Origin of the sequence: Flavobacterium sp. (assembly GCF_027484205.1) — a bacterium.
Taxonomy (GTDB): Bacteria; Bacteroidota; Bacteroidia; order Flavobacteriales; family Flavobacteriaceae; genus Flavobacterium.
Window position 1 is genome coordinate 249695 of record NZ_JAIXUB010000026.1, and the last position, 24046, is coordinate 273740.

At 28.7% G+C, this 24046-nt stretch carries 17 protein-coding genes; 5 read left to right on the plus strand and 12 right to left on the minus strand.

The genetic code is table 11. The features are described 5' to 3' along the window. Positions 1-242 precede the first annotated feature (242 nt). Positions 243-3044 (plus strand): excinuclease ABC subunit UvrA, encoded by a 2802-nt coding sequence (gene uvrA / locus Q0049_RS15095; protein WP_298121575.1) that lies wholly within the window; start codon positions 243-245, stop codon positions 3042-3044. Between the two features lie 36 nt (positions 3045-3080). Here uvrA and Q0049_RS15100 read toward each other — a convergent pair whose 3' ends face one another. Then, on the minus strand, positions 3081-6317 hold the full coding sequence (locus Q0049_RS15100; RefSeq protein ID WP_298121578.1) for a T9SS type B sorting domain-containing protein: 3237 nt from the start codon (positions 6315-6317) through the stop codon (positions 3081-3083). Positions 6318-6405: 88 nt separating this feature from the next. Further along, entirely contained in the window at positions 6406-7602 is a 1197-nt protein-coding gene (locus Q0049_RS15105) for a M28 family peptidase (RefSeq protein WP_298121581.1), read from the minus strand. Positions 7603-7880: 278 nt separating this feature from the next. Between Q0049_RS15105 and Q0049_RS15110 the strand changes: the two genes are divergently transcribed. Then, a complete protein-coding gene (locus Q0049_RS15110) occupies positions 7881-8510 on the plus strand; it encodes a hypothetical protein (RefSeq protein WP_298121584.1) in 630 nt (209 codons plus the stop codon). Positions 8511-8608: 98 nt separating this feature from the next. Here Q0049_RS15110 and Q0049_RS15115 read toward each other — a convergent pair whose 3' ends face one another. Genes Q0049_RS15115 through Q0049_RS15145 form a run of 7 tightly spaced genes read right to left on the minus strand, consistent with a single transcriptional unit; the run spans position 8609 to position 15121 of the window. After that, positions 8609-8926, minus strand: a complete 318-nt coding sequence (locus tag Q0049_RS15115; protein WP_298121587.1) for a hypothetical protein — start codon at positions 8924-8926, stop codon at positions 8609-8611. Between the two features lie 15 nt (positions 8927-8941). Then, entirely contained in the window at positions 8942-10399 is a 1458-nt protein-coding gene (locus Q0049_RS15120) for a lipopolysaccharide biosynthesis protein (protein ID WP_298121590.1), read from the minus strand. Beyond that, positions 10400-11704, minus strand: coding sequence for a glycosyltransferase family 4 protein (locus Q0049_RS15125; RefSeq protein ID WP_298121592.1), 1305 nt, complete (start codon positions 11702-11704; stop codon positions 10400-10402). Positions 11705-11706: 2 nt separating this feature from the next. Then, positions 11707-12174 carry a nucleotidyltransferase gene (locus Q0049_RS15130; protein ID WP_298121595.1) on the minus strand — a complete coding sequence of 156 codons (468 nt, stop codon included), beginning with the start codon at positions 12172-12174 and terminating at the stop codon, positions 11707-11709. A gap of 4 nt (positions 12175-12178) precedes the next feature. After that, positions 12179-12337 carry a hypothetical protein gene (locus tag Q0049_RS15135; protein WP_298121598.1) on the minus strand — a complete coding sequence of 53 codons (159 nt, stop codon included), beginning with the start codon at positions 12335-12337 and terminating at the stop codon, positions 12179-12181. Positions 12338-12376: 39 nt separating this feature from the next. Beyond that, positions 12377-14815 (minus strand): YfhO family protein, encoded by a 2439-nt coding sequence (locus tag Q0049_RS15140; RefSeq protein ID WP_298121601.1) that lies wholly within the window; start codon positions 14813-14815, stop codon positions 12377-12379. A 45-nt stretch (positions 14816-14860) separates the two neighbouring features. Continuing rightward, positions 14861-15121 (minus strand): DUF4834 family protein, encoded by a 261-nt coding sequence (locus Q0049_RS15145; protein WP_298121603.1) that lies wholly within the window; start codon positions 15119-15121, stop codon positions 14861-14863. A gap of 122 nt (positions 15122-15243) precedes the next feature. Here Q0049_RS15145 and Q0049_RS15150 point away from each other — a divergent pair, with 122 nt between their 5' ends. Both Q0049_RS15150 and Q0049_RS15155 read left to right on the plus strand, forming a co-directional pair. Continuing rightward, positions 15244-16212 carry a transporter gene (locus Q0049_RS15150; RefSeq protein WP_298121604.1) on the plus strand — a complete coding sequence of 323 codons (969 nt, stop codon included), beginning with the start codon at positions 15244-15246 and terminating at the stop codon, positions 16210-16212. Next, on the plus strand, positions 16209-17327 hold the full coding sequence (locus tag Q0049_RS15155) for a GTP cyclohydrolase (protein ID WP_298121605.1): 1119 nt from the start codon (positions 16209-16211) through the stop codon (positions 17325-17327). The genes Q0049_RS15150 and Q0049_RS15155 overlap by 4 nt, the downstream gene beginning before the upstream one ends. Before the next feature lie 56 nt (positions 17328-17383). On the opposite strand, the gene Q0049_RS15160 is transcribed toward Q0049_RS15155, so the two are convergent. The 3 genes from Q0049_RS15160 to Q0049_RS15170 all read right to left on the minus strand — a co-directional run bounded on the left by Q0049_RS15160 (position 17384) and on the right by Q0049_RS15170 (position 23326). After that, on the minus strand, positions 17384-18643 hold the full coding sequence (locus Q0049_RS15160; RefSeq protein ID WP_298121607.1) for a pyridoxal phosphate-dependent aminotransferase family protein: 1260 nt from the start codon (positions 18641-18643) through the stop codon (positions 17384-17386). Between the two features lie 160 nt (positions 18644-18803). After that, positions 18804-20594, minus strand: coding sequence for a hypothetical protein (locus Q0049_RS15165; protein WP_298121610.1), 1791 nt, complete (start codon positions 20592-20594; stop codon positions 18804-18806). Between the two features lie 365 nt (positions 20595-20959). Continuing rightward, positions 20960-23326 (minus strand): hybrid sensor histidine kinase/response regulator, encoded by a 2367-nt coding sequence (locus tag Q0049_RS15170; protein WP_298121612.1) that lies wholly within the window; start codon positions 23324-23326, stop codon positions 20960-20962. Positions 23327-23432: 106 nt separating this feature from the next. On the opposite strand from Q0049_RS15170, the gene Q0049_RS15175 reads away from it, so the two are divergent. Beyond that, on the plus strand, positions 23433-24005 hold the full coding sequence (locus tag Q0049_RS15175; protein ID WP_298121614.1) for a non-canonical purine NTP diphosphatase: 573 nt from the start codon (positions 23433-23435) through the stop codon (positions 24003-24005). The last annotated feature ends 41 nt before the right edge of the window (positions 24006-24046 follow it).

The following is a 24046-nucleotide window of genomic DNA, read 5'->3' on the forward strand; positions in this document are numbered from 1 at the left end:
AACAAAAAGACATAATGTTGAGTTAATGTATAGGTAAATTTGATTTGAAAATTTAAATTAATGATTTCCAATTAACAAAAACTAATGATTTTGATCATTAAAATTGTAAATTATCATTTCTAACGATTAAAATTTAGAATTAAACATTTATTAAATTAATAATAAATGCATTATAATGCTATCATGTTTATACTATTTCTAATTTCATAAATCATTATCTTTGCAAAAATTCTAATCTTGCTATGATTACAAAAGATTTCTCCCAACTTGAACCTAAAAAAAATATCTTAATAAAAGGCGCTGAAATTCACAATTTAAAGTCGCTTGATGTTGCTATTCCAAGAAATAAATTGGTAGTAATAACAGGACTTTCGGGTTCGGGAAAATCATCTTTAGCATTTGATACTTTATATGCTGAAGGTCAACGTAGATATGTAGAAAGTTTGTCATCTTATGCAAGACAATTTCTTGGACGTTTGGATAAACCAAAAGTAGAATACATCAAAGGAATCGCACCTGCAATTGCTATTGAACAAAAAGTAAATACTACTAACGCTCGTTCGACTGTTGGAACTTCTACAGAAATTTATGATTATTTAAAATTGCTTTTTGCTAGAATTGGTAAAACAATTTCTCCAGTTTCAGGAAATGAAGTTAAAAAAGATACCGTTTCAGATGTAATTAATAAAGTTAAAACCTTCGAACTAGAAAGTCGTTGGTTGCTTCTTGCTCCTATTCATCTAGAACAAGGAAGAAAGTTGGAAGACAAACTAAAAGTGCTTCTTCAACAAGGATTTGCAAGAATTTTAGTCAATAATGTAATGATTCGTTTAGACGACATTTCATCTGCGCTCAATGTAAATCAATTGAGTAACAAAGATGTTCTATTAATTATTGACAGAATTATTGTTAAAGACGAAGAGGAATTTTTTAATCGTCTTTCTGATGCCATTCAAACCGCATTTTTTGAAGGAAAAGGAGAATGCTATCTTCAAGATTTGACAAATAACAATCGTTTAGAATTTAGTTCAAACTTTGAATTAGATGGCATGACTTTTTTAGAACCTAATGTTCATTTATTCAGTTTTAATAATCCTTATGGTGCTTGCCCAACTTGTGAAGGATATGGAAACATTATCGGAATTGATGAAGATTTAGTAATTCCAAATACAGCACTTTCTATATTTGAAAATGCTATTTATCCTTGGCGAGGTGAAAGTATGGGTTGGTATCGAGACGAATTGGTAAACAAAGCTTACAAGTTTGATTTCCCAATTCATAAACCCTATTTTGAACTTTCTGATCAACAAAAAGATTTGGTTTGGAAAGGAAATCAATATTTTCAAGGTCTGAATGATTTCTTTAAAGAATTAGAAGAAAAAAACTATAAAATTCAAAATCGCGTAATGCTTTCACGCTATCGTGGAAAAACCAAATGTAATGTATGTAAAGGAAAACGACTACGAATTGAAGCAAATTACATTCAAGTTGGAGGAAAAACAATTTCTGATTTAGTTGATTTACCTATCAAAAGATTAATTCCATTTTTCGCTGATTTACAATTGTCTGATTATGATAAAACAGTTGCAAAAAGACTTTTAATCGAAATCAATAGCCGATTGGCATTCCTGAGTAACGTTGGACTAGAATATTTGACATTAAATAGAAATTCAGCAACACTTTCTGGTGGTGAATCACAGCGAATTAACCTAGCTACATCACTGGGAAGTAGCTTAGTAGGCTCGATGTATATTTTGGACGAACCAAGCATTGGATTGCACCCAAAAGATACGGAATTATTGATTGGTGTATTAAAAAATCTGCGTGATTTAGGAAATACCGTAATCGTGGTTGAACATGACGAAGACATCATGAAACAAGCCGATATGATTATTGATATTGGTCCAGAAGCTGGAACTCATGGTGGAAATTTAGTAGCTCAAGGAACATTTGATGAAATTTTAAAATCAGATTCATTAACGGCAAAATATCTTAATGGTGAATTAGAAATTAAAGTTCCAAGAACGAGAAGAAAATGGAGTACTTATATAGATATTCTTGGAGCAAGAGAAAATAATTTACAAAATCTTGACGTTCGTTTTCCTTTAGAATGTTTAACGGTTGTAACAGGAGTTTCTGGAAGTGGAAAAAGTACATTAGTCAAAAAAATATTATTTCCTGCCATTCAAAAAAAATTAGAAGGTGTTGGTGAAAAAGCTGGTCAATTCTCTGATATGCAAGGACATTATCATAGAATTCATCATATTGAGTATGTAGATCAAAATCCAATTGGTAGAAGTTCTCGTTCTAATCCTGTGACTTATATTAAAGCTTACGATGATATTCGTGATTTATTTTCTAAAACTAAATTATCTAAGATTCGTGGTTATCAACCTAAACATTTTTCGTTCAACGTTGACGGCGGAAGATGTGAAACCTGCAAAGGTGATGGTTCTATTAATGTAGAAATGGTTTTCATGGCTGATGTAGAATTACCATGTGAAACTTGTGGCGGAAAACGATTTAAAAAAGAAATTCTCGAAGTTACATTTGAAGGAAAAAACATTGATAATATTCTAACAATGACAATTGATGATGCTATTTCATTCTTTAGCGAACACAAGCAAGCTAAAATTATGCAAAAATTACAACCTTTACAAGATGTTGGACTAGGTTATGTTCAGTTAGGTCAATCCTCTTCTACTCTTTCTGGTGGTGAAGCACAACGTATTAAATTAGCTTCATTTTTAGTAAAAGGAAATACTAAAGACAAAGCATTGTTTGTATTTGATGAACCAACAACTGGTTTGCATTTTCATGATATTCAAAAATTATTAGCTTCGTTTGAAGCCTTAATTGATAAAGGACATTCTATTATTGTTGTTGAGCACAACTTAGATTTAATAAAATGTGCAGATTGGATCATCGATTTAGGTCCAGAAGGTGGCGAAAATGGTGGATTATTACTAGCAGCAGGAACTCCTGAAGATGTTGTAAAAAACAAGGCATCAATCACAGGAAAATATCTAAAAGAAAAACTATAATAAAAATGGCTTCTAAATTTAGAAGCCATTTTTTATTTATCTTACCATTGAAAAGTGCCCTTTATGAATGGTTCCATCAGCTCTTGTAACTACAAACCAATAATCTGTTGAAGGTAGCATTTGTCCGTTATATGTTCCATCCCAACCCGAATCACTTCCTTTTAGTCCTTTTATAACTTTACCATATCTATCATAGATTATTACTCTCAAATCAGGTTCGTATGTAGAATATCTAATATTCCAATAATCATGTACACCATCACCATTTGGAGTAAAGAAATTTGGATAAGTTAAAACATATACTTGTTGATTTACCATTCCACAATTATTTACATCACGAACATATACAGTATAAATTCCACTTTCCAATCCACTAAAAATAGGACTACTTTGAAAATTTACATTATCCAATGAATATTCATAATTTCCTAGACCTTGAACCGAAACAGAGATAACATTTTCCTCATTAGTCCAATCATCCACATCAATTTCAGTTATAGTTGCAGCATTCGATTCGATTACATTGATTGATGCAGTTGTTGTACAACTTAAAACTCCGTAATCGTTAGAAACTGTAACTGAATATGTACCTGGAGTATTTACAACAATTGAACTTGTTGTTGCACCATTTGACCATAAGTAAGAATCATATCCTGAACCAGCATTTAAAGTAATTACTGTTCCTTGACACATTATTGTTGTTGGGTTTATATTTACAACAGGTTTTACTAAAACAACTAAATCAAAATCAATAATATAAGGACAACCTGTAGTTCCTTGTGCTCTTACATAAACAGTTTGAGGACTTGAAGTATTTGTAAAATTTGAAGTTATAGGATTTATTGCTGAAAAAGCGTCAGAAGCAGAATTATAGTATGTATAAGTGTAAGTATCAGACGGAAGTGAAGCTAATGCAACACTATTATTAGCAGTTAAATCAAAAGATACAAAACCATCAGCATTGTCATCACACTCAAATAAATTTGAAATTGATAAATTAGTTACAGGATTAACATTTAGTTGCAATTCAGTAGTAGAAAAACATCCATCTCCATTTGTAGATTTCACATAAATGGTTTGAGGATTTGATGTATTAGCAAAACTTGTAGGATTTGTAATTTGAATATTGCTAGTCAAATTTAACATTGAGGTATAGAATGTATAAACCAATGTAGTATCAGCAGAATTAAACTGAGAATTTGCAGATGTTAAATTAAAATTTGCTGAACCATCAGTATTTGTTTGACAACTAGTTAATGTTCCTGTTGATAAAATTGGTTTATCATATACATTTAAAACCATACTTGTAACTTGATAACAATTTGTATTATAAACTCTTATATAAATTGTTTGCGGGTTTGTAATATTTGAATAATTAGTGAAATTTGTAATTTCATTAATATTATCTTCAGCATTTGCTTGCGTTAAAAAGTAAGAAAACGAAGAATCAGTTCCTGAATACAAAGTACTATTAGCTGATGTTAAATTAAATGCTAAAGTATCATCAAAATCATCATCGCAACCATTTAAAACAGCGGTATTAACATTCAATTGACTAAAAACTCTAAGTGTTATTTCAATTACATCTGAACAACCTGAAGCTACAACAACATTAGCAAAAATGGTTTGCGTCAATGCTACATTATTAAAATTAGTTGTATTAGAAATTGGTGTTCCACTAGCTAAATCAGCCATTGAAGCATAATAAGTATAAGTAGCGTTATTTACTGTTTCAACATCTGTTAAGTCAAAGTTTCCAATAGTTGTTCCCGTCAAACATAATGTAAGCTCTTCATTTGGAAGACTTAAAGAATTATAAACCGTAACTTCAAATGGAATTCTTTCAGAAACACAACTACTCACATTTGTTTCTTGATAATAATATGTATAAACAGCAGGTGTTGCGCTTGTATTGTTTAAAACTGGTGTTGTAAATAAAGGACTTGATGAAAGTAAAGTTCCACCTGTTGGTGCATCATACCAATTTATAGTTGATGTAGGAGTTGTTACACCTGCTAAAGGATTATAACTTGTTGACGAACCACTACACAACGCGTGATTTACAGGTTTTAATGGCGATTGATAAGTTGCTGGTGTAACCGTAAAAGTATAAGTAACTGGTGAACAATCTGATTCGCCTGTTACAGTAAATGTTGTTGTTGAATCTGGCACACTCATGACCACATTTTCTCCAAAAGGAGCTGAGAAAAACTCTTCTGGTTGCCAATGCCAAACATTTTCTTCACCATTTAAGACTGAGAAATTAACACTTTCTCCTTCACAAAAATTGTATGTTGTAGAATTTACTAAAGTTTGTGTAGTATTTATTCTCACTTCAGGTAATGTTTGTGATAATGCAATTTCTAAATCGGTTTGTTTTAAAATATAAGCCATCGCAAATCTTTTAGTTTCACCTGGCGCAATATCACCTATTTCAAATGAAATCCCAACTCCAACATCTGATGTTAATGAACCATTAAATAAAAAACTTGACGTTAAAGTTTCATTGTAAATTGCATCTAAAGGATCAGTAGTGTTTGGATATAAACTAGAAGTAATTATAAATGGTTTAGCTCTACAATCTCTAGTTCCTAATCCAAGATAACAATCAGTGTATGACAATCCTTTAGCCGAAACTAATGTATTATTATTTGCATTTGGCAGTTTATATACAATTTCATTCAAAGTAGTATAATCGCCAGATAGACTTACTTCATTATCTGGATCTAACGTTCTAACATAATAAACTCCTGTCATTGGAACAGCCGTTGTATTTTGCAACTCAACTCTAACAACAAAATAAACATCATTCAATGGAACAATAGTTTTTTGTTTTACCAAAAGTCCGTTTATCGTTCCTTGCCATAGTGTAACATCATTTGTACCTTCTGTTGTTAGCGAAATATTATTTCCCGGAATATCTAAAACTCCTGAAGTCCAATTATGATATCTATTTCCATTAAATTGTATTGAAAAACCTTCCTGGCGTTGTCCAGGATAGAAAAAATCTCCATAATAATTAGGTGTACCTATTGCCCAACCATCTTTATCTGCATCAGCAACAAAACCTAAATTTCTGTTTAAATTATCGATTTCTAATCTTGGATGATATTCAGCTGGAGCAAAACCATTTGTACCATACGCACCATAATCATTAACGCCTACTTCAACATAGTTTCCTTTTATAAAAACTTCATTTGAAATTATTTGAGAAAATAAATTATTTGAAACAAAAAATGCAACAAAAACAATTAGGGTTTTAAAGTTTTTCATAAGCAAGGAAATCAAATTTCGAAAATCTTAATAAAGGTACTGATTTGTAATTAAAATAATACAAAAAAAAGATAAAAGTTATTTAAACTTATTTTATAACTATTTTCTTTCTAATTAATTGACTGTCATTTTCTATAATTCCAATGTAAATTCCATCTGAAAAATTGCCAATATTTATTTGTTCAATTGGATTTTTATTATCAATTGTAGTATTGAAAACCGTTTTCCCATTTACATCAATCAATGAAAAATTATATTTTCCTAATGGTAATTTACCAGTATTTATATTTAAAATTTCTTTAGTAGGATTTGGGAAAAAAGAAACCTGAAAGTCATTATTAAATTCATCTTGCAATAATGTTGAAGTATTCGCAATGGCAAAATGAAGTGCAGCTGCAACAGTAGCCTTTGCAACATTGAAATTATAAACTGGATCCATATTTACTAATAAATCAGTCGCAGTGTGTTTGTGTGTGGTTTCATTAGTTTCAAAAAAACCTGTAATTACTTCATTGTTGCTTTGAAATGGCATATAATCTGAAGCATAGGCATAAGACAAAAATGTATTTAATGACGTATATAATTCTACACAATTAATTAATTGATTTGTAAAAGTATTAGAAGCAGCATTATTAGTTGTTGGAGTAGAATTATCTCTTTCACAAGTAATTGTATTATTTACCATACCTGAAACACCTCCAACTTCATCTAAATTAAAAACCAATCTAATATTCATTTTAGGATTAGTTGCATTAACAACATTTGATACATAATGTTGACTTCCTTTTAAACCATCTTCTTCTCCACTAAAATTTACAAATTTTATCGAATATTCTGTTGGAATATTTTGTAACAGTCTAGCGGCTTCTAAAATTGAAACTACACCACTTCCATTATCATTTGTTCCACTTCCAGCAATAGTATCATAATGACCACATATAATTATGAAAGTCGTTGGATATAAAGTTCCAATTTTTGTAACTTCTAAATTCTCACATACTTCTGTTGAACCTGAATAAGTATAGGTATATGTTTGTATTTGACTTTCTGAATAGCCATAACTTAAATATTTATTCTTTAACCAATTAAAAGTATTCTGCAAACCAGGATTACCTCTTCTTTTTAATCCAAGAGCTTCAAATTGGTTCAAATTTGTTGTAATATTTGTTTGAGATGTTTGATTGACTACGTTTTGATATCCTGAATTATAAACTTGGGATAAAACATTAGAAGCAAAAAATAGTAAAATAACTACAATTAATAGTTGTTTATTTAAGGATTTCATATAAGTATTGTAATAGAATTTATAAATGCGCAACAAAAATATAAAATTTATAATGATTATTTATTAAATAAATCAGATTGTTAATCATCGTTTAAATTAATATAAAATATTAAAATTCAAACACTTAAAAATCATTAACAAATCGTTGACTAATCATTTAATTGGCTTTGGCACACATCTTGGAATATACAAAACATCAGAAAGATTTTCTGATCGAAGAAACTGAATTCCGAAATTTCGGAAGAAAGAGTTTTCGTAACATTTTAAAACGATTTATTATGAAAACAATTACTTTATTAGTAGCAAGCATTTTGTTAACAACAGGTTTTACAAATGCACAAGAAAGAAGAAATTTGAGCGCTAGTGTTACAACGACTAGATTTAGCTTTGACGAGCCAATTTCATTTGAAGAAAGAGGCATTGAGTTCTTTGTTTTTCCTAATGGTGACTTTGATTTCAACACTCGTCCTAACGATTCACAAGGAGATTATTTCTTTAGAAGCGCAGGAAAAAAAGGTGCTAATACAACAGTAGCAAGAGGTGCTGTAAATTATGGAGTTTTAATTGAACATGATAGTTTTGGTAGAGTTAGAAGAGTTGGAAATACTTTTATTAACTATGACAACTTTGATAGAGTTAGTAGAATTGGAACCGTTTATATGAGATATAACAGATTTGCTCTTACACAAATTGGAGGAATGAAGATCATCTACAACAGAAGAGGAGATATTGTTGACATGATTGGATGTGTAAAAGGTAGAAGAAATAGTGGTTTTACAACTACTTATTATGGAACTGCTGACAACTATAACAACAATCATTATGATGATTATTCATATAACGATAACGATTATTACTACTACAAAGCTGACGGAACGAAAGCTAAAATAGAAGACGAAAAAAAATAAAAGATTGGTTGGTTAGATTTGTTTAAATCCTGCGGATTCTGGGAAGATGAAGCAGGATTTTTTATTTTCATTAAAGTTTTTATTATCAAATAAATACGTCAATATCTTTTAAATTTATATTCCTTATTAACAAATTTATTTTTACTTATAATTTTCATTTTGATAGTATCAAGCTCAATTATATTAAAAAAATTTTCATGAATTCTTCCACTAACCAAAACTATTGAATCTGATTTATATATAATTTTTCCGTAAGAATAATATTCGCCATTAGCTCCATCATATGAAATATATTTAAATGTTGAGTCATTAATAGTGAGAATATGTCCGTATTGATTTTTATATTCTCCATTAAAATTATTAGTAGCACAACTAAAAAATGATGATAATATAATTGCAAAATATACCTCTTTCATTTTAATCAATTAATATTATCTAAATCTTTTCAAAATTGAATTCACAACATTATTAAAATCTTCTGAAAGTTTCAATTTATAATTTATAAGTACGTATACAATAGTAACTAAAGTTGATTTCAAAACTATATTTATTATAGGATGAAAACTAAATTCCCAAAAATAAAACATAAAAAACAAAACAATCAACACGAGAAATGAAATCAATGTTTTATAAGTAAACGGAAATAACTTCATTCTCAAAACCACAAATAGTAGCTTAGCAATACTATATAATGTAATGGAAATTAAAGTAGCAATTGCCGCACCATTGATTCCGTATTTAGGAATAAAGATCATGTTTAATGTTACTGCGAAAAAAGCGAGAAACAGTCCTAAAAACAAAACTGCACGATAATATTTAGAATTAAAAATTATTGCATTATTATTTCCCAATATCAAATCAAAATATTTAGAAAGTCCAATAACGAAAACTACAAAGACACCACCACGATAATTCTCTTGTAATAATAAATACATCTGATTTATATTTACTAAAATCCCTAAAAAAACTAATCCTCCAACTATTTGTAAAGTTATTGAAGTCTTTTTATATAAATCATTAAGTTCATCATGTTTACCATCTATCATTAATTTAGCAGTTATAGGATATGTAATTTGATGCATTGCTCTACTTGGCACAGCAATAACTGTAGCAATAAAAATTGCCACCGAATAATAAGCAATATTATTAATTACCATATATTGATTTAGCATTGTTTTGTCTAAATCTAAAAGCATATTAGCTACACTTCCAGAAAGAATTATAAAACTAGAATAAACAAGTATTGATTTGTAATTTTCAGGCAGTTTAAAATCAAAAACTATTTTTTTAACTTTATTAGCGTAAAATAACATTATCAAAGTACTAACTAAATAAACATACATTGTTGCGGTAATAAATTCATCAACGGTAATGTATTGAAAATATACAGCAAATAGAAAAATAGAAATTAGAATTCGCAACCCAATTTCTTTGATAAAATTCCCAAAAACTGATTGCAAATGTACTTTTACCCAAGCATAAAAAATTTCAAAATATCCCATACAAATGGCTATAACAGGAATTTGCCAAACGTAATTATAAACATCATTTTTTCTTGATAAAAACGTAGCAATCCAATCGTATCCAATAAAACCAAAAATTAAAATAGGAATAATGGCTAAAAATGGAAGTGCTAAAACAAAACTTAAAAACTGACTCTTTTCTTGTTCTGATTTGTATTGAGAGAAAAATTTAATCAATGTATTATGTACTCCAAACGCCATCAAAGGAAATATAACATTGGCACTTGAAAGAATATAACCAGTTAATCCATAATATTTTTCACCCAAAAAATGAGGATACATAAATAAGGAATTAATTGCACCAATGCCAAAACCAATATAGGTAATAACGACATTTTTTATAGATTGATTGATTACAATTCCCATTTAAAGATACGTATTACTAATTATAAGTTTTGCGAGTTTTTCAGTTAAATTTTTTCGAGAATAGTGTTGCAAACCAACAGGATATACATGCAATTTCTTTTCTAAATACAACTCAAAATTAGACAAAATAGTCTTTTTTAAGCGTTCTTTTTCATTATAAGTGAAAAATACTCCTGTATTAGTTGATGTTATAATTTCTGCAAAATCAGAATCTTCTGGTCCAATGGCGATTATTGGTCGTTCGGAAACCATGTATTCAAATAATTTACCAGGAATGATACTTTTAGTTTCTTCAGAATCAATTTCGATTAACAACAAAACTTGTGAAGCTTTTTGATGTTTTATAGCTTCTGAATGGGAAACATATCCCAAATTATTGAGATAAGAATTCAATTTATATTCTGAAATAGAATCTAAAATTTCTTGACTTACTTTGCCTATTAATTTCAATCGAAAATGAGTTTTAAATAGTTCATTTTCAGAGATTAATTCTTGTAAAACTTCCCACAAAATCTTCGGATTTCTATCCGATAAAAACGAACCAATATGTGCCATTGTAAACTTTTCATCTAAAGTTTGTTTTGGAACATTTTCAACATCATAACCATTCGTAATAACTTCAATTGGTTTATTGGTAATCGCTTGAAACTCGGTTTTTGTAGTTTTACTTGTAACAATAATAGTATCTGCTGAATTTAAAACTCGATGTTCTAAAGCTTTATGTTTTTTATCTGCATACGATGATAATTTTAATGCTTTATGATAACCAATGGTTGTCCAAGGATCACGAAAATCGGCAAACCACTTCACTCCTAGTTCTTGCTTTAATTTCAACCCAATTAAATGCAATGAATGTGGTGGACCAGATGTTACAATGGTATCAATATTATTTTCTTGAATGTATTTTTTAAGATATTCTACAGAAGGATTTACCCAAAATTTTCGAGCATCAGGAATAAATAAATTACCTCGAACCCAAAGCATCATTTTTTCAACAAAACTTTGCTTTTTTAAAGCAGGAATAATACCTGAACTTATTTTTTTTGTTTCTTTTTTAGATAAAAATCCGGCCAATTGATACGGTTCAAATATTTTATTCTTAAGAATAATTGCTTTGTCTGAAACTTCACTCATCAAGCCTTCATCAACAATAGGATACGTAGGATTTTGAGGAATATAAACTATCGGTTGAATATTAAAATCGGGTAAATATTTTACAAATTTCAACCAACGTTGTACGCCTGGTCCACCTGCTGGCGGCCAATAATAAGTGATGATTAAAAGTTTTTTTTGTTCTGTTTCCAAAATTATGAATTAGATTTTTTATTAATTTTTTCTAACTCTTCAATATCTAAAATATCTTTTGGACGATTTGTAGCTTTTTTTGCTTTAATAAGATTGTCGTAATCCAGAAAGTAGACTGGAATTCCACTAATTTCAGTGACGTAAGCTTTATCAAGTAACTCTTGAAAATCGAAATTTTCTAGACCTTTAACAGAAGTCATGATATCTAATCGCAGATTAAAATTTAAAGAAATATCGGTCCAACCAGGAATAAATTGCATAGTCTTTATATTTTCAAAATCTCCAATTCCTGATTCTTTTAAAGCTTCTCGCAAATTCTCACGATTTTCAATTGAATCTTCAATAAAAATATCAATATCACCTGTGTTTCTTCCGTAACCATAAATATTTACGGCAAAACCACCAATGGTCAAATATTTGACTTTGTTTAAAGAAAAATACTTCCAAATTTCAATTATTTGACTATTCATTTACTTACTTTGATATTTTTTTGGCAGTTTTTAAAAGATAAGATAACTCAATAATAGCCATCAATTTTTCAAACCGTTGTTGAGGCGTCATTTTTCTAATCTCATTTAGGTAACGTTCTTCCATTTTAGAAGGATGAGCATGATTTAATTTTGTTATCTCCATTTTTATCAAAAATAATAATCAAATTTACAAAATTTAGATTTATGATGCTTTCTTCTTTCTATCAAAATAAATTCCACCAGCTAAAAGCAATACCATTCCAATAGAAGAAATCAACGCAATGATACTTCCAGTTTTTATAACTTGTGGTTCAAATTTGAATTCAATTTTATGATTTCCAGCAGGAATTTGCAATCCACGTAACGTATAATTTACTCTCAAAATTGGAGCCTCTTTTCCATCAATAGTTGCCTTCCAACCATTTTTATAATACATTTCTGAAAATACAGCAAAACCTTCATTTTTGTTGTTTGAAATGTATTTTAAATGATTTGGTTTATGATACGTTAATTTAATTGTTGCAGTTGAATCGGAAACATATTTTAGTGGAATATTTTTTACTTCAACAACATTTTGTAATGTAGCAACTTTTTTAGTTTCCAATTTATTCAATGCTTTCATTTCTTGATCAGCATTTCCAACCATTTTAATTTCATTTACAAACCAAGCATTCCCATTAACCTCAGAGTTTTTTGTAGCAAATTCTTTTCCTTCTTCATTAGTTTGCATGATGTATTTTACATTCAACATATTTAAAACTTCCAAATTATTATTCACAATTTGATAGTCAAATAATTCTTGCATTCGTTGTGGTCGCACAGCAGAATATCCTCCAATAGATTTATGAAAATAAGATGCTTTTGCAGTTAAATATCCTGCAACGTCTAAAACTCTGTATCGCGTTGTATCTTGCATAATTTGCTCATCTGTTGGCGATGCAACAAAAGGCATATCAACTTCTCTTGCACTTACAAAATCTTCATTGTTTACATATTTCTTATCAACTAAAACTAAATCAGCAACCATAAACAAACCAACCAAAATAACTGCTGTTGTATGAGACAATTTATTTTTTGAATATAAATAAAGAGGAACAAAAGTGATTATTACAAAAAATGCAGAAGTCAATAAATCTGCAGAATATAATGATTTTCTGTCTTCTACTAAAGCATCAATAAAACCTATTCCAAATGATTTATCTTCACCTTGATTGAACATTTGAAGTAACTGTTGGTCAATATCCGATGAAAAATCAAACATACCTTTTAGTAGAAATAACCCAATTAGAATTCCTAAAACTGTTGCTGTTGATTTCCATAAACTAGACCATTGTTTTTCCTTTTCTGTTGTAAAAAAAGAGTGCAAGCCTAAAATAGCTAATATAGGAAAACACAATTCTAAAATAACCTGAATGGAAGAAACAGCTCTAAATTTATCATACATTGGAACATAATCAATAAAGAAATCTGTTACAAGTGATAGATTTTTTCCCCAAGAAAGTACTAATGAAAAAATTGCTCCAACAAGAAATGCATATTTAAGTTTCCTTTTATCATGATACAAACCAAGAATGGCTAAAAAGAAAATTACAATTCCTATGTATGCTGGCGCTTCAACAATAGGTTGTTTTCCCCAGTAGGTTTTTCCATAACCTTGAGTAAACTGTCTTGCTTCTTCTGGCGATGCTCCAACTTGAATCATATAATTATAAACACTTGAATCATCGTTCAATACTTCGCCATTTCCACCTCCAAAAAGTCTTGGCGCAATTAAATTGAAACTTTCAGCAATTCCATAACTATATTCTGTTATGTAACTTCTGTTAAGAGCGGTATTTTCTGTTTTCTTTTTTCCTTCTGCATCAAAAGTTAGTTCACTTTTTCCTCTAATACTAAAATCAGCATATTCTTTTGTCGCTAATAAATTAGTTGCATTGGCACCAATGGCCAAAATTAAAGCTCCTAAAAAAACGGCTCCAACTTTTAAAAGTTCTTTATATTCCTTATTTAAAATAAATTTTATTGCGTAATAAATTCCTAAGAACAACAATAAAAACAATAAGTAATAAGTCATCTGGAAGTGATTAGCATTCAATTCCAATGCAACTGCAAACATGGTTAATAAACCTCCAATGATGTATTTTTTTCTAAAAACTAAAATAATTCCGGCTACAACCATTGGCATGTAAGCAATGGCATGTGCTTTTGCATTGTGACCAACACCAAGAATAATAACTAAATAAGTTGAAAAACCAAAGGCAAGTGCACCAAAAAAAGCTTTCAGCGGATCAACCTTTAAAACCATTAAAAGAATATAAAATCCAAAGAAATAAAGAAACATATAATCTGCTGGACGAGGAAGAAATCGTAAAGCATCATCTAAATGACCAATAAAATCATTTGGATATTTTGCTCCCATTTGATACGTTGGCATTCCACCAAAAGCAGCATCAGTCCAATAAGGTTCAGCATTTTCATTAGCTCTAAAATCATTTTGCTCTTTTGCCATTGCAGTATATTGAACAATATCCGATTGATAGATTTTTTTTCCTCTTAAAACAGGAGAAAAATAAATAAGAGAAACTAAAATAAAACCAATAATGGCTAGTAAATGAGGATATAACTTTTGAATTTGCTTCATTATTTAAGAATTGTATTGATGTATTATTAAACTGTCTCTACTGAATTAATCAACTTCTTCATAATCAATATACTCGCCTACTTTATTTTTTTCACGAGGTTTATCTGATTTTATATTAGAATTTGAAGGATTTTGCTGTTGCTTTTGATATTGTTGTTGTTGCTGTTGAAACTGTTCGCTAGCTTTTTCAACCACTTTTTTTGCTAAAACGGGTAAAAATAAGCGTACTAAAAATCTAACTACATAATAAATAGCTACTATACACAATAATGTTCTAAAAAATGAATATAAATTTGCTTCTTGCATAAAATAAAAATTTTGTCAAAAATACTAAATTAGTAGTTTTAATTGATACGACTTGCTCTTAAATAAATAATAAAATATTATAGACTAAATTTTCTTATTTTTGAAATCTAAAATCATACAAAATGAAATTAAAATTTTTAGTAAGTATAATTGCATTGCTTTGTTTAGAGATAAATTATGCACAACATACTGATGTAATAAACTCAAATCGTCCTGGTGAATCTATGTCGGCATTTGCCGTTGGTAAAACCGTAATTCAATTAGAGTCAGGAATCAACTATTTGAGTGAAAAACATAGTTTACTAGATTACAAAGCAAACGGATATGGAATTGATTTTGATGTTAGATATGGCTTTCTTAAAGAACAACTTGAAACTATTTTAGAAGTAGATTATCAAAATGATAAATATACAACACCCGATTTTTCTAAAAACAGAAGTGGTGTAAAAAATACAACATTAGGGTTAAAATATTTAGTTTATGATCCTTACAAGTATTACGAAGAAAAAATAAATTTATACAGTTGGAAAGCCAATCATAAATTCAAATGGAAACAACTTATTCCTGCTGTTGCAGTTTATGGTGGTGTAAATTTAAACTTTAGAAATAAATTTGTTTCAAACTCAGAAGATCTTGAAAACATTAGTTACAAAGCGATGTTAGTTACTCAAAATCAATTTGGAAATGGCTATGTATTTGTGACAAATATTTTTGTTGATAGACTAGCAAGTAAATTTCAATCGCTTGAATATATTATAACATTAACAAAAGGATTTAATGATCAATGGTCAGGTTTTCTAGAAAATAAGGCCATGAAAAGTGATATCTATGCTGATGTAATTTTTCGTGGAGGTGCTGCTTATTTAGTAAGTGAGAATTTACAAATTGATGCATCAATAAGTAAAAATTACAAAGGAACACCTGCCATTATGTATGGTGGAATTGGGATTTCATGGCGTTCAACAACTAATTATAAAGATGTTATGATTAGAGCAAAAAAGAAAGACAAGAAAAAAGATAAAAGCACAAAAGGAAAAGATAAAGAAAAAACAAAAAAACGTCTTGACGAAGTTGAAGTTACAAAACCATGATAACAATTATTGAAGCCAATACAAAGGAATTACTTAAAGAATATATTAAGTTTCCGTTTTCACTATACAAAAATCACCCTTATTGGGTTCCGCCATTAATTCAAGATGATTTAGAAACATTTGATAAAACTAAAAATCCTGCATTTCATAGTGCTGAAGCCTATTTTTATATTGCATACAAAGACAATAAAATTGTTGGACGCATTGCTGCAATTATCAATTGGGACGAAGTTAATGACCAACAAAAAAAGAAAGTACGCTTTGGTTGGTGGGATGTTATTGATGATATAGAAGTAACAAAAGCATTACTTGAAAAAGTGTATGAGTTAGGAAGAAAAAACAATCTTGAATATGTTGAAGGTCCAATGGGATTTTCAAATCTTGATAAAGTTGGTGTTCTCACTGAAGGTTTTGACGAAATGGGTTCGATGATTACTTGGTATAATTATCCTTACTATAAATACCATTTAGAACAATTAGGTTACATAAAAGAAAAAGAATATTTGGAAAATAAATTTCCATTTTCGAATGTAAAACCTGAATTTTTCTTTAAAATTCAGGAGTTAATTAAAAAACGTTATCAACTTAAACCATTAAATTTCACTAAAACAAAAGACATTATGCCTTATGTCGATGAAATGTTTGATGTTTTTAATGAATCGTATGCAAGTTTGTCTTCCTTCGTTGCTATTACAGATGTTCAGAAAGAATATTTCAAAAAGAAATACATCAGTTTTATCAATCCAGAATACATTAAATTTGTTTTGGATAAAGACAATAAAATGGTAGCTTTTAGTATTGTAATGCCAAGTTTTTCGGAAGCATTGAAAAAAGCAAATGGAAAATTATTCCCTTTTGGATTTTATCATTTATTGAAGGCGAAAAGAGAAAGTAAAGACGTATTGTTTTACTTAATTGGTGTTTTACCAGAATATCAAAACAAAGGCGTAACTGCAATAATATTCAACGAATGCTACAATACTTTTACAGAAAAAGGAATCAAAAATTGCATTAGAACTCCAGAACTTGAAGACAACACAGCAATTCATCAAATATGGAAACATTTTGATCCTGTTACATTTAGAAGACGAAGAACCTATAAAATTGATTTATAAAACAAAAAATCCATTCAAACTAATGAATGGATTTTTTATATAAATATTTAGATAAACTATTCTACGTTTTGAACGCTTGCTTCTGCTATTTTAGCATAAGTTCCGTTTACTAATTTTTCACGAATTGCTTCAAATGCAGCTAAAGTTTCATCAATATCAGCTAAAGTATGTGAAGCTGTAGGAATCATTCTCAATAAGATTATTCCTTTTGGAATTACAGGATAAACTACAATTGACAAGAAAATACCATAATTTTCTCTCAAGTCATTTACCATGATCATTGCTTCAGGAATCGAACCTTCGAGATAAACAGGTGTTACACAAGTATTTGTATCACCAATGTTAAATCCTCTAGATTTCAATCCTCCTTGTAAAGCATTTACATTTTCCCAAAGTTTGTCTTTCAATTCTGATGACTTACGAAGTAACTCCAAACGTTTCAAAGCACCAACTGTTTGAATCATTGGCAATGCTTTAGCAAACATTTGTGAACGTAAATTATATTTTAAATAATCGATAATATCTTTATCTGCGGCTAAAAAAGCTCCAATACTTGCCATAGATTTAGCAAAAGTTGAAAAATAAACATCAATTCCATCTTGGCAACCTTGCTCTTCTCCTGCTCCAGCACCAGTTTTTCCTAGTGTTCCAAAACCGTGAGCATCGTCAACCAATAAACGGAAATTGTATTTTTTCTTCATTTCTACAATTTCTTTCAACTTTCCTTGTTGACCACGCATTCCAAAAACTCCTTCTGTAATGAATAAAATTCCTCCACCAGTTTCTGTAGCCATTTTAGTAGCACGCTGAAGGTTTTTCTCCATACTTTCAAGATCATTGTGTTTGTATGTGAAACGTTTTCCCATGTGTAAACGAACACCATCAATGATACAAGCGTGTGCATCTACATCATAAACAATAATATCATTTTTTGTAACTAAAGCATCAATACATGACATTATTCCTTGATAACCAAAGTTCAATAAATAAGCAGACTCTTTTTGAACAAACTCTGCTAATTCTCTCTCTAACTGCTCATGAGCATTAGTATGACCACTCATCATTCTTGCTCCCATTGGGTAAGCCGCACCATATTGAATAGCGGCATCTGTATCTGCTTTACGAACTTCTGGATGATTTGCTAAACCTAAATAATCGTTTAAACTCCAATTTAAAATATCTTTACCTTGAAATTGCATTCTTGGACCTAATTCTCCTTCTAATTTAGGAAAAACAAAATATCCTTCTGCTTGAGAAGCCCATTTTCCTAGTGGTCCTTTATTGTTTTGTATTCTTTCAAATAAATCTTTTACCATGATAACTATGTTGTTAAAAAACGATGCAAAAGTAGTGAATATTTTTTTATTGATTTAGAATATTTTTTTACAATTTTCTAATACAATTTACTTTATAAAACTCTAGACCAAAATGTTAAACTTATAAATTGAAATAATCAGATTTTAATTAAATTTTGTTCTACTCCTTTTCAAATAAGTCACTCAAATTTTCTAGTCTTGCCTTTGAGTTTTCATATTTAATTTTCCTCTCTGAATCAGTTAAAAAGCTATAATTATCTAATTTATTTATAAAATTTTGAAGTAATTGATTTTTAATTTTTCTTGCTTTTTCAAAAGATTTCAATTTAAAATAGCTTTCAATTATAGAAATGCTTTCAAAACTGAAATAAGATAAATTATTAGGATATAAATTTATGCATTCGTCTAAAACAGATTCTGCTTTTTTTAATTGATTTTCATTAAAATAATATTCTGCTAATCTCCAATAAATAGTTCTATAATTCATACCGAGTTGTCTTTCTTCAACTGGTAAATTGTTTTTGTTTTTAAATTGAAACATCTTTTTTGAATTTTCCTCTAACTTGGGAACATTCACATATCCAATTTCGTAATCCGTTGTAATTTCCTCTTTCCAACCTAATTTATATACAAATCCTTCAAACATCAAATATTTTGACAATCCAAGATAACTATCTTCAGAATTATAATCTGCAAAATAAATAGGTCTTTTCCAATTGTTAGTAGCAATAATATCGAGCATAACCAAATGATTTCTATATAACGCTTGTTGATCGATACTCCATTCTATTTTTCTTTCTTCTTTACCAAAAGAAAAATCTTTTGATGGAATTGTTTTATAGTTTTTAGTTAGTGTTTCAACAAAATTTGCCTCATCAGAAATCACAGAATTTAATTTTTCAATTGAAATTACATCATTTGATGATTCAACAAATAATAAAACTTCGCTTGAATCATCTTTTATAAAATTAGAATCTAATGATAACGGAATTCCATTGGATTCTAAAACGTTATTTTTCATCATAAGTGTATAACGCTCATCTTGAAGTAAGCTAGTATTGACTATTAACACATCTTTTCTATAATTATTTTTCGCTTGATAAATCAACAATGGAAAAGTATCGTTATCACCTGCTGTAAATAAAATAGCATCCTTTTCGCAAGAATCTAACATACTTTTAGCATAAAGCTTATAATTTTCTGAGTACATATCAATACCATCAATTTCTTTCATTGCCACTTCATCGTTTTGATAAATTCTTAAATTTAAAAAACAACTTGCTATCTCATTAAAATATTTAATTCCGATTTGACCTGGAATTGTCTCAAATTTAGGATTGCGATCATATAACTCTTTAAAACAATTAATTGCTTTATTTTCAACTGAAAGATACTTTTGTAATTGTTCAGCAGTCATTGAATTTTTTGAAATTGGTAATTTGAAATTGATTTTAGAAATAGAAAAATCAAAATTATCGTTCAATAATCCATTGGCATAATTAGAATATGCATATCCAAGTGAGTACAACTCTAAATCTGTTAATGGCTTTTTATTTTCATAGAGCTTTATCAAATCGTCATCCCAACCAACGTATCCATAATATTTTAAACTATTGAATCTTTGTGGTGAAGAACTGTTTAAAAAACTTGTAATTTCATCTTCATCGACATGAATTTGAGTATTTTTAGGAAATCTAATTGGGTTATACTTTTTGTAATGATTATCCCAAAACAATTCTGTTATTGTATCTTTAGTTTCAGTGTAAATTGTAGTGACATTCCAACCAATTTCTCTTTTTTCTAAAAGAATGGTATTACTTTGATTGATAAAACTAGCATCATACTTTTTAAAAAGTTCAGTGACAATATCTTTATACGTTGGAGTATTATTTTGACAATATCCTGAAATAGTAATAAAAAAGAATAAAAAAAGTGATAGCTTTATTTTCATTTAACAAGTATTAAAATTAAGACAAAAGAATATAAATATTGTAAACAACCAAAGATAACTCAAATAATTTAATAGTATATAAAACAAAAAAGAAAGCAACCATTAAAATGATTGCTTTCAAACATTGTGCGCTTAAAATTAATTTTCAATACTCTACAGATAAATTGCCCCAATCAATTTAAATTATAAAATAAATATCTTGAAAATAATTTTAAACTTTAATTTCTGAAAATTCTAAATCGAATGAATAAAAATACTTTCAGAAATAACCAATTAACCTAACTACTTTAATTATTATTGAGACAAAAGTAAACAGATAAAACCAACCCAAATAGCGTAGTTTTACGTGTTTTTATTAAAACTACCTAAATACATTTTTGAATAGTTTCAAATAAAATTTCTTTATTAATGGGTTTAGATAAATAAAAATTCATTCCTATTTCTTTGACTCTGTCTTTAGTTGTTTCCATAACATCTGCTGTTACTGCAATAATTGGTATATTTTTATCATTCATTCCAGAATTACCTTTTCTAATTTCAATCGTTGCCTCATAGCCATCCATTATTGGCATTTGCAAATCCATTAATACAATATCATACTTTGACTTATGCATCATTTGTATACCTTCTTCTCCATTAAAAGCATAATCAACTTCAGTATTCAACCATTTTTTGGTAATCATTTTTAAAACCATTTGATTCATGGCATTATCCTCTACAACTAAAATTCGTTTTCCGCGCAAGTCATATTCTATAGCATCAGCTAATAAAACTTCTTCTTTCTTTACAACTTCATCTACTGTCAACTTAACCGTGCAAACTGTACCTTGATTTTCGATACTTTGAATATCAATAGAACCTTTATGAAGTTGAACCAATGCTTTAACGATGTACAATCCCAAACCTAATCCACCATATTTCCTTTTATTATCAATTGACTGTTGTGAAAATGAGTCGAAAATACTATCAATTTTTTCTTTAGCAATTCCTTCTCCGGTATCAGAAACGATAAAAGTCAAATTTACTTTTCCTTGCTCAACAGATGATTCAACTCTAAATTTTACGAAACCTTCATTGGTAAACTTTAAAGCATTACTCAATAAATTCATCATTATTTGTCTAATCCTACTACAATCTCCTTTCAAAGTATTAGGCAAGCCATTTTGAAGAAATAATTGAAAATCTAAATTTTTACTTTTTGCTCTCAGAGTTATATCACTTCTAACTTCTTCTAATAATTGATGCAAATTAAACTCTGCTTCCTCTAATTTTATCTCTTCTTTTTCAATCTTAGAAAAATCTAAAATATCATTTACAGAACTCAACAAACTACTTGATGAACTTCTTATGAATTCACATTTTTCTTGAATTGATTTACTATCCGTTTCACCTTGTATAGATTCAACAAAGTTCATAATAGCATTTAATGGAGTTCGTAATTCATGACTTATATTAGATAAAAAATAAGACTTCATCTCGTTCATTTCTTCCGATTTTTGAAGTGCAACTGTTTGATGTTTTTCTTTATCTTCTTTAAGTTTCTTAATCAAATTTGCCATTGACAATGACAAGAAAACTACTTCTAAACCAGTTCCCAATTTTGAACTATTTTCGGTAATAAAATTATAAGGTAATAAACTAAAATTCTTTAAAATAAATATCACAAAACCAGTGACTAATGACAAAATTCCCAAGGTAAAAAAATGATATATTTTTCCTGTTGTTTTGTATAAAATAACTAAAGATGAAATTATAAGAATCAATAAAAACAAACCTAGAGCATTCATTATTGGATAACCATATTCAAACCATTCTGATACAAAAATTATCATAAATAAAAGCCCAGCAAAAAGAACATACAAAAGATTATAACAAAAATTTAATCGAGCACTTATTTTTTTTACCTCTAAAAATGTTTGAGCATATTTACCAAGAAAAACTCCAGAAATTATAGCAAATAATAAAACTGATTTATGTGATAGCCATCCAGAATTAGGTGTAATGAACTGATAAAAATAACCATCTAATGAAAATTGCAGTAAGCCAATAAAAACCACATATAAACTGTAATACAAGAAAACTCTTTCTTTCATGGCATAAAAAAAGAAAAAGTATAAAATGGATGCAATGATCAAAATTCCATAAAAGAAACCAAAAACGATTTGTTCAAAAGAAGTTACTTCTACAAGTTTCATTGGTGTTCTCAAAATCACAGGAGCATTAATAACTTCACCATCACTTTTCAAATTGATGTAATAATAAGCAGACTCTTTTGGCATTAAATAAACGGTAAAAAGAGTTTTTCTATGTTTGAAACTCCTTTCATCAAACGGAATATTATCACCACTTTTTTGATAATCAACAACTTTACCATTTACTACTTTGTAAAGATTAGCGTAATCAATAATTGGTCGAGAAGATTCTAAATAATATTTTACATCACTATTGGTTTCATTCTTAATAGAAAAATACAACCAATAATTATCTTTTGAAAATCCTAAATCTGAATTTTCATTTTCTAATAATTTAAATTTTTCTTTGCTAATTTTGAGCACTTCATCAATTGATAAATGCTTTTGCTTTGCATTGATTATAGAAGTATATTGATGTAAAGAAACCTCTTCTAAAAGTTCCGAATTTGTTTTATTAACAAGAAATTGAGCAAAGCAATTACTAAAACTAAAAAGTAAAAACGTTGCTAAAAATAATAATTTAGTGTATTTTTTTTTCATATTTATGGTACATCTTGGGGTTGCACTATGTGCATTTACGCAAAAAATTAATTCTCAGTTTTATCAAACTTAAAAAAATTTAATAATTAAATTTGCAATAAAAAATATGAAACTCGTTTTTGCGTCTAACAACAAAAATAAAATTAAAGAAATCCAACTCTTGGTTCCAAATTCTATTCAAATAGTAAGTCTTGAAGATATTGGTTGCACAGAAGAAATTCCAGAAACTGCTGACACAATAGAAGGAAATGCTATTTTAAAAGCAAATTATGTTACCCAAAAATATGGTTACAATTGTTTTGCAGACGATTCAGGCTTAGAAGTTGATGCGCTTAATGGCGAACCAGGTGTTTTCTCTGCAAGATATGCTGGTGAACCTAAAAACGATGATAATAATATGAATAAATTATTATCAAATCTTAAAGATAAAACCAATAGAACTGCCAATTTTAAAACCGTCATTTGTTTAAATTATAAAGGCAAACAACATCTTTTTACTGGAATTATAAACGGAAAAATCATTGATGAAAAAATAGGAAATAATGGTTTTGGATATGATCCTATTTTTGTAGCAAACGACTATACAAAGACCTTCGCAGAACTTTCCATCGAAGAAAAGTCGAATATTAGTCATCGTGGCATTGCAGTAAAACAGTTAATTGAGTTCTTGAAAAAATAGCTGGAAGATAGAGGCACGAAGCTGGTAGAAAAAAGTAAGAA

Excerpts from the sequence above, each read along its gene's own strand:
- Q0049_RS15145 (WP_298121603.1), bottom strand. The coding sequence starts at position 15,121 with ATGCAAGAAGCAAATTTATATTCATTTTTTAGAACATTATTGTGTATA.
- Q0049_RS15165 (WP_298121610.1), bottom strand. The coding sequence starts at position 20,594 with ATGAAAATAAAGCTATCACTTTTTTTATTCTTTTTTATTACTATTTCA.
- Q0049_RS15175 (WP_298121614.1), top strand. The coding sequence starts at position 23,433 with ATGAAACTCGTTTTTGCGTCTAACAACAAAAATAAAATTAAAGAAATC.
- Q0049_RS15115 (WP_298121587.1), bottom strand. The coding sequence starts at position 8,926 with ATGAAAGAGGTATATTTTGCAATTATATTATCATCATTTTTTAGTTGT.
- Q0049_RS15150 (WP_298121604.1), top strand. The coding sequence starts at position 15,244 with ATGAAATTAAAATTTTTAGTAAGTATAATTGCATTGCTTTGTTTAGAG.
- Q0049_RS15105 (WP_298121581.1), bottom strand. The coding sequence starts at position 7,602 with ATGAAATCCTTAAATAAACAACTATTAATTGTAGTTATTTTACTATTT.
- Q0049_RS15155 (WP_298121605.1), top strand. The coding sequence starts at position 16,209 with ATGATAACAATTATTGAAGCCAATACAAAGGAATTACTTAAAGAATAT.
- Q0049_RS15110 (WP_298121584.1), top strand. The coding sequence starts at position 7,881 with ATGAAAACAATTACTTTATTAGTAGCAAGCATTTTGTTAACAACAGGT.
- Q0049_RS15130 (WP_298121595.1), bottom strand. The coding sequence starts at position 12,174 with ATGAATAGTCAAATAATTGAAATTTGGAAGTATTTTTCTTTAAACAAA.
- Q0049_RS15140 (WP_298121601.1), bottom strand. The coding sequence starts at position 14,815 with ATGAAGCAAATTCAAAAGTTATATCCTCATTTACTAGCCATTATTGGT.
- uvrA (WP_298121575.1), top strand. The coding sequence starts at position 243 with ATGATTACAAAAGATTTCTCCCAACTTGAACCTAAAAAAAATATCTTA.
- Q0049_RS15135 (WP_298121598.1), bottom strand. The coding sequence starts at position 12,337 with ATGGAGATAACAAAATTAAATCATGCTCATCCTTCTAAAATGGAAGAA.
- Q0049_RS15160 (WP_298121607.1), bottom strand. The coding sequence starts at position 18,643 with ATGGTAAAAGATTTATTTGAAAGAATACAAAACAATAAAGGACCACTA.
- Q0049_RS15120 (WP_298121590.1), bottom strand. The coding sequence starts at position 10,399 with ATGGGAATTGTAATCAATCAATCTATAAAAAATGTCGTTATTACCTAT.
- Q0049_RS15100 (WP_298121578.1), bottom strand. The coding sequence starts at position 6,317 with ATGAAAAACTTTAAAACCCTAATTGTTTTTGTTGCATTTTTTGTTTCA.
- Q0049_RS15170 (WP_298121612.1), bottom strand. The coding sequence starts at position 23,326 with ATGAAAAAAAAATACACTAAATTATTATTTTTAGCAACGTTTTTACTT.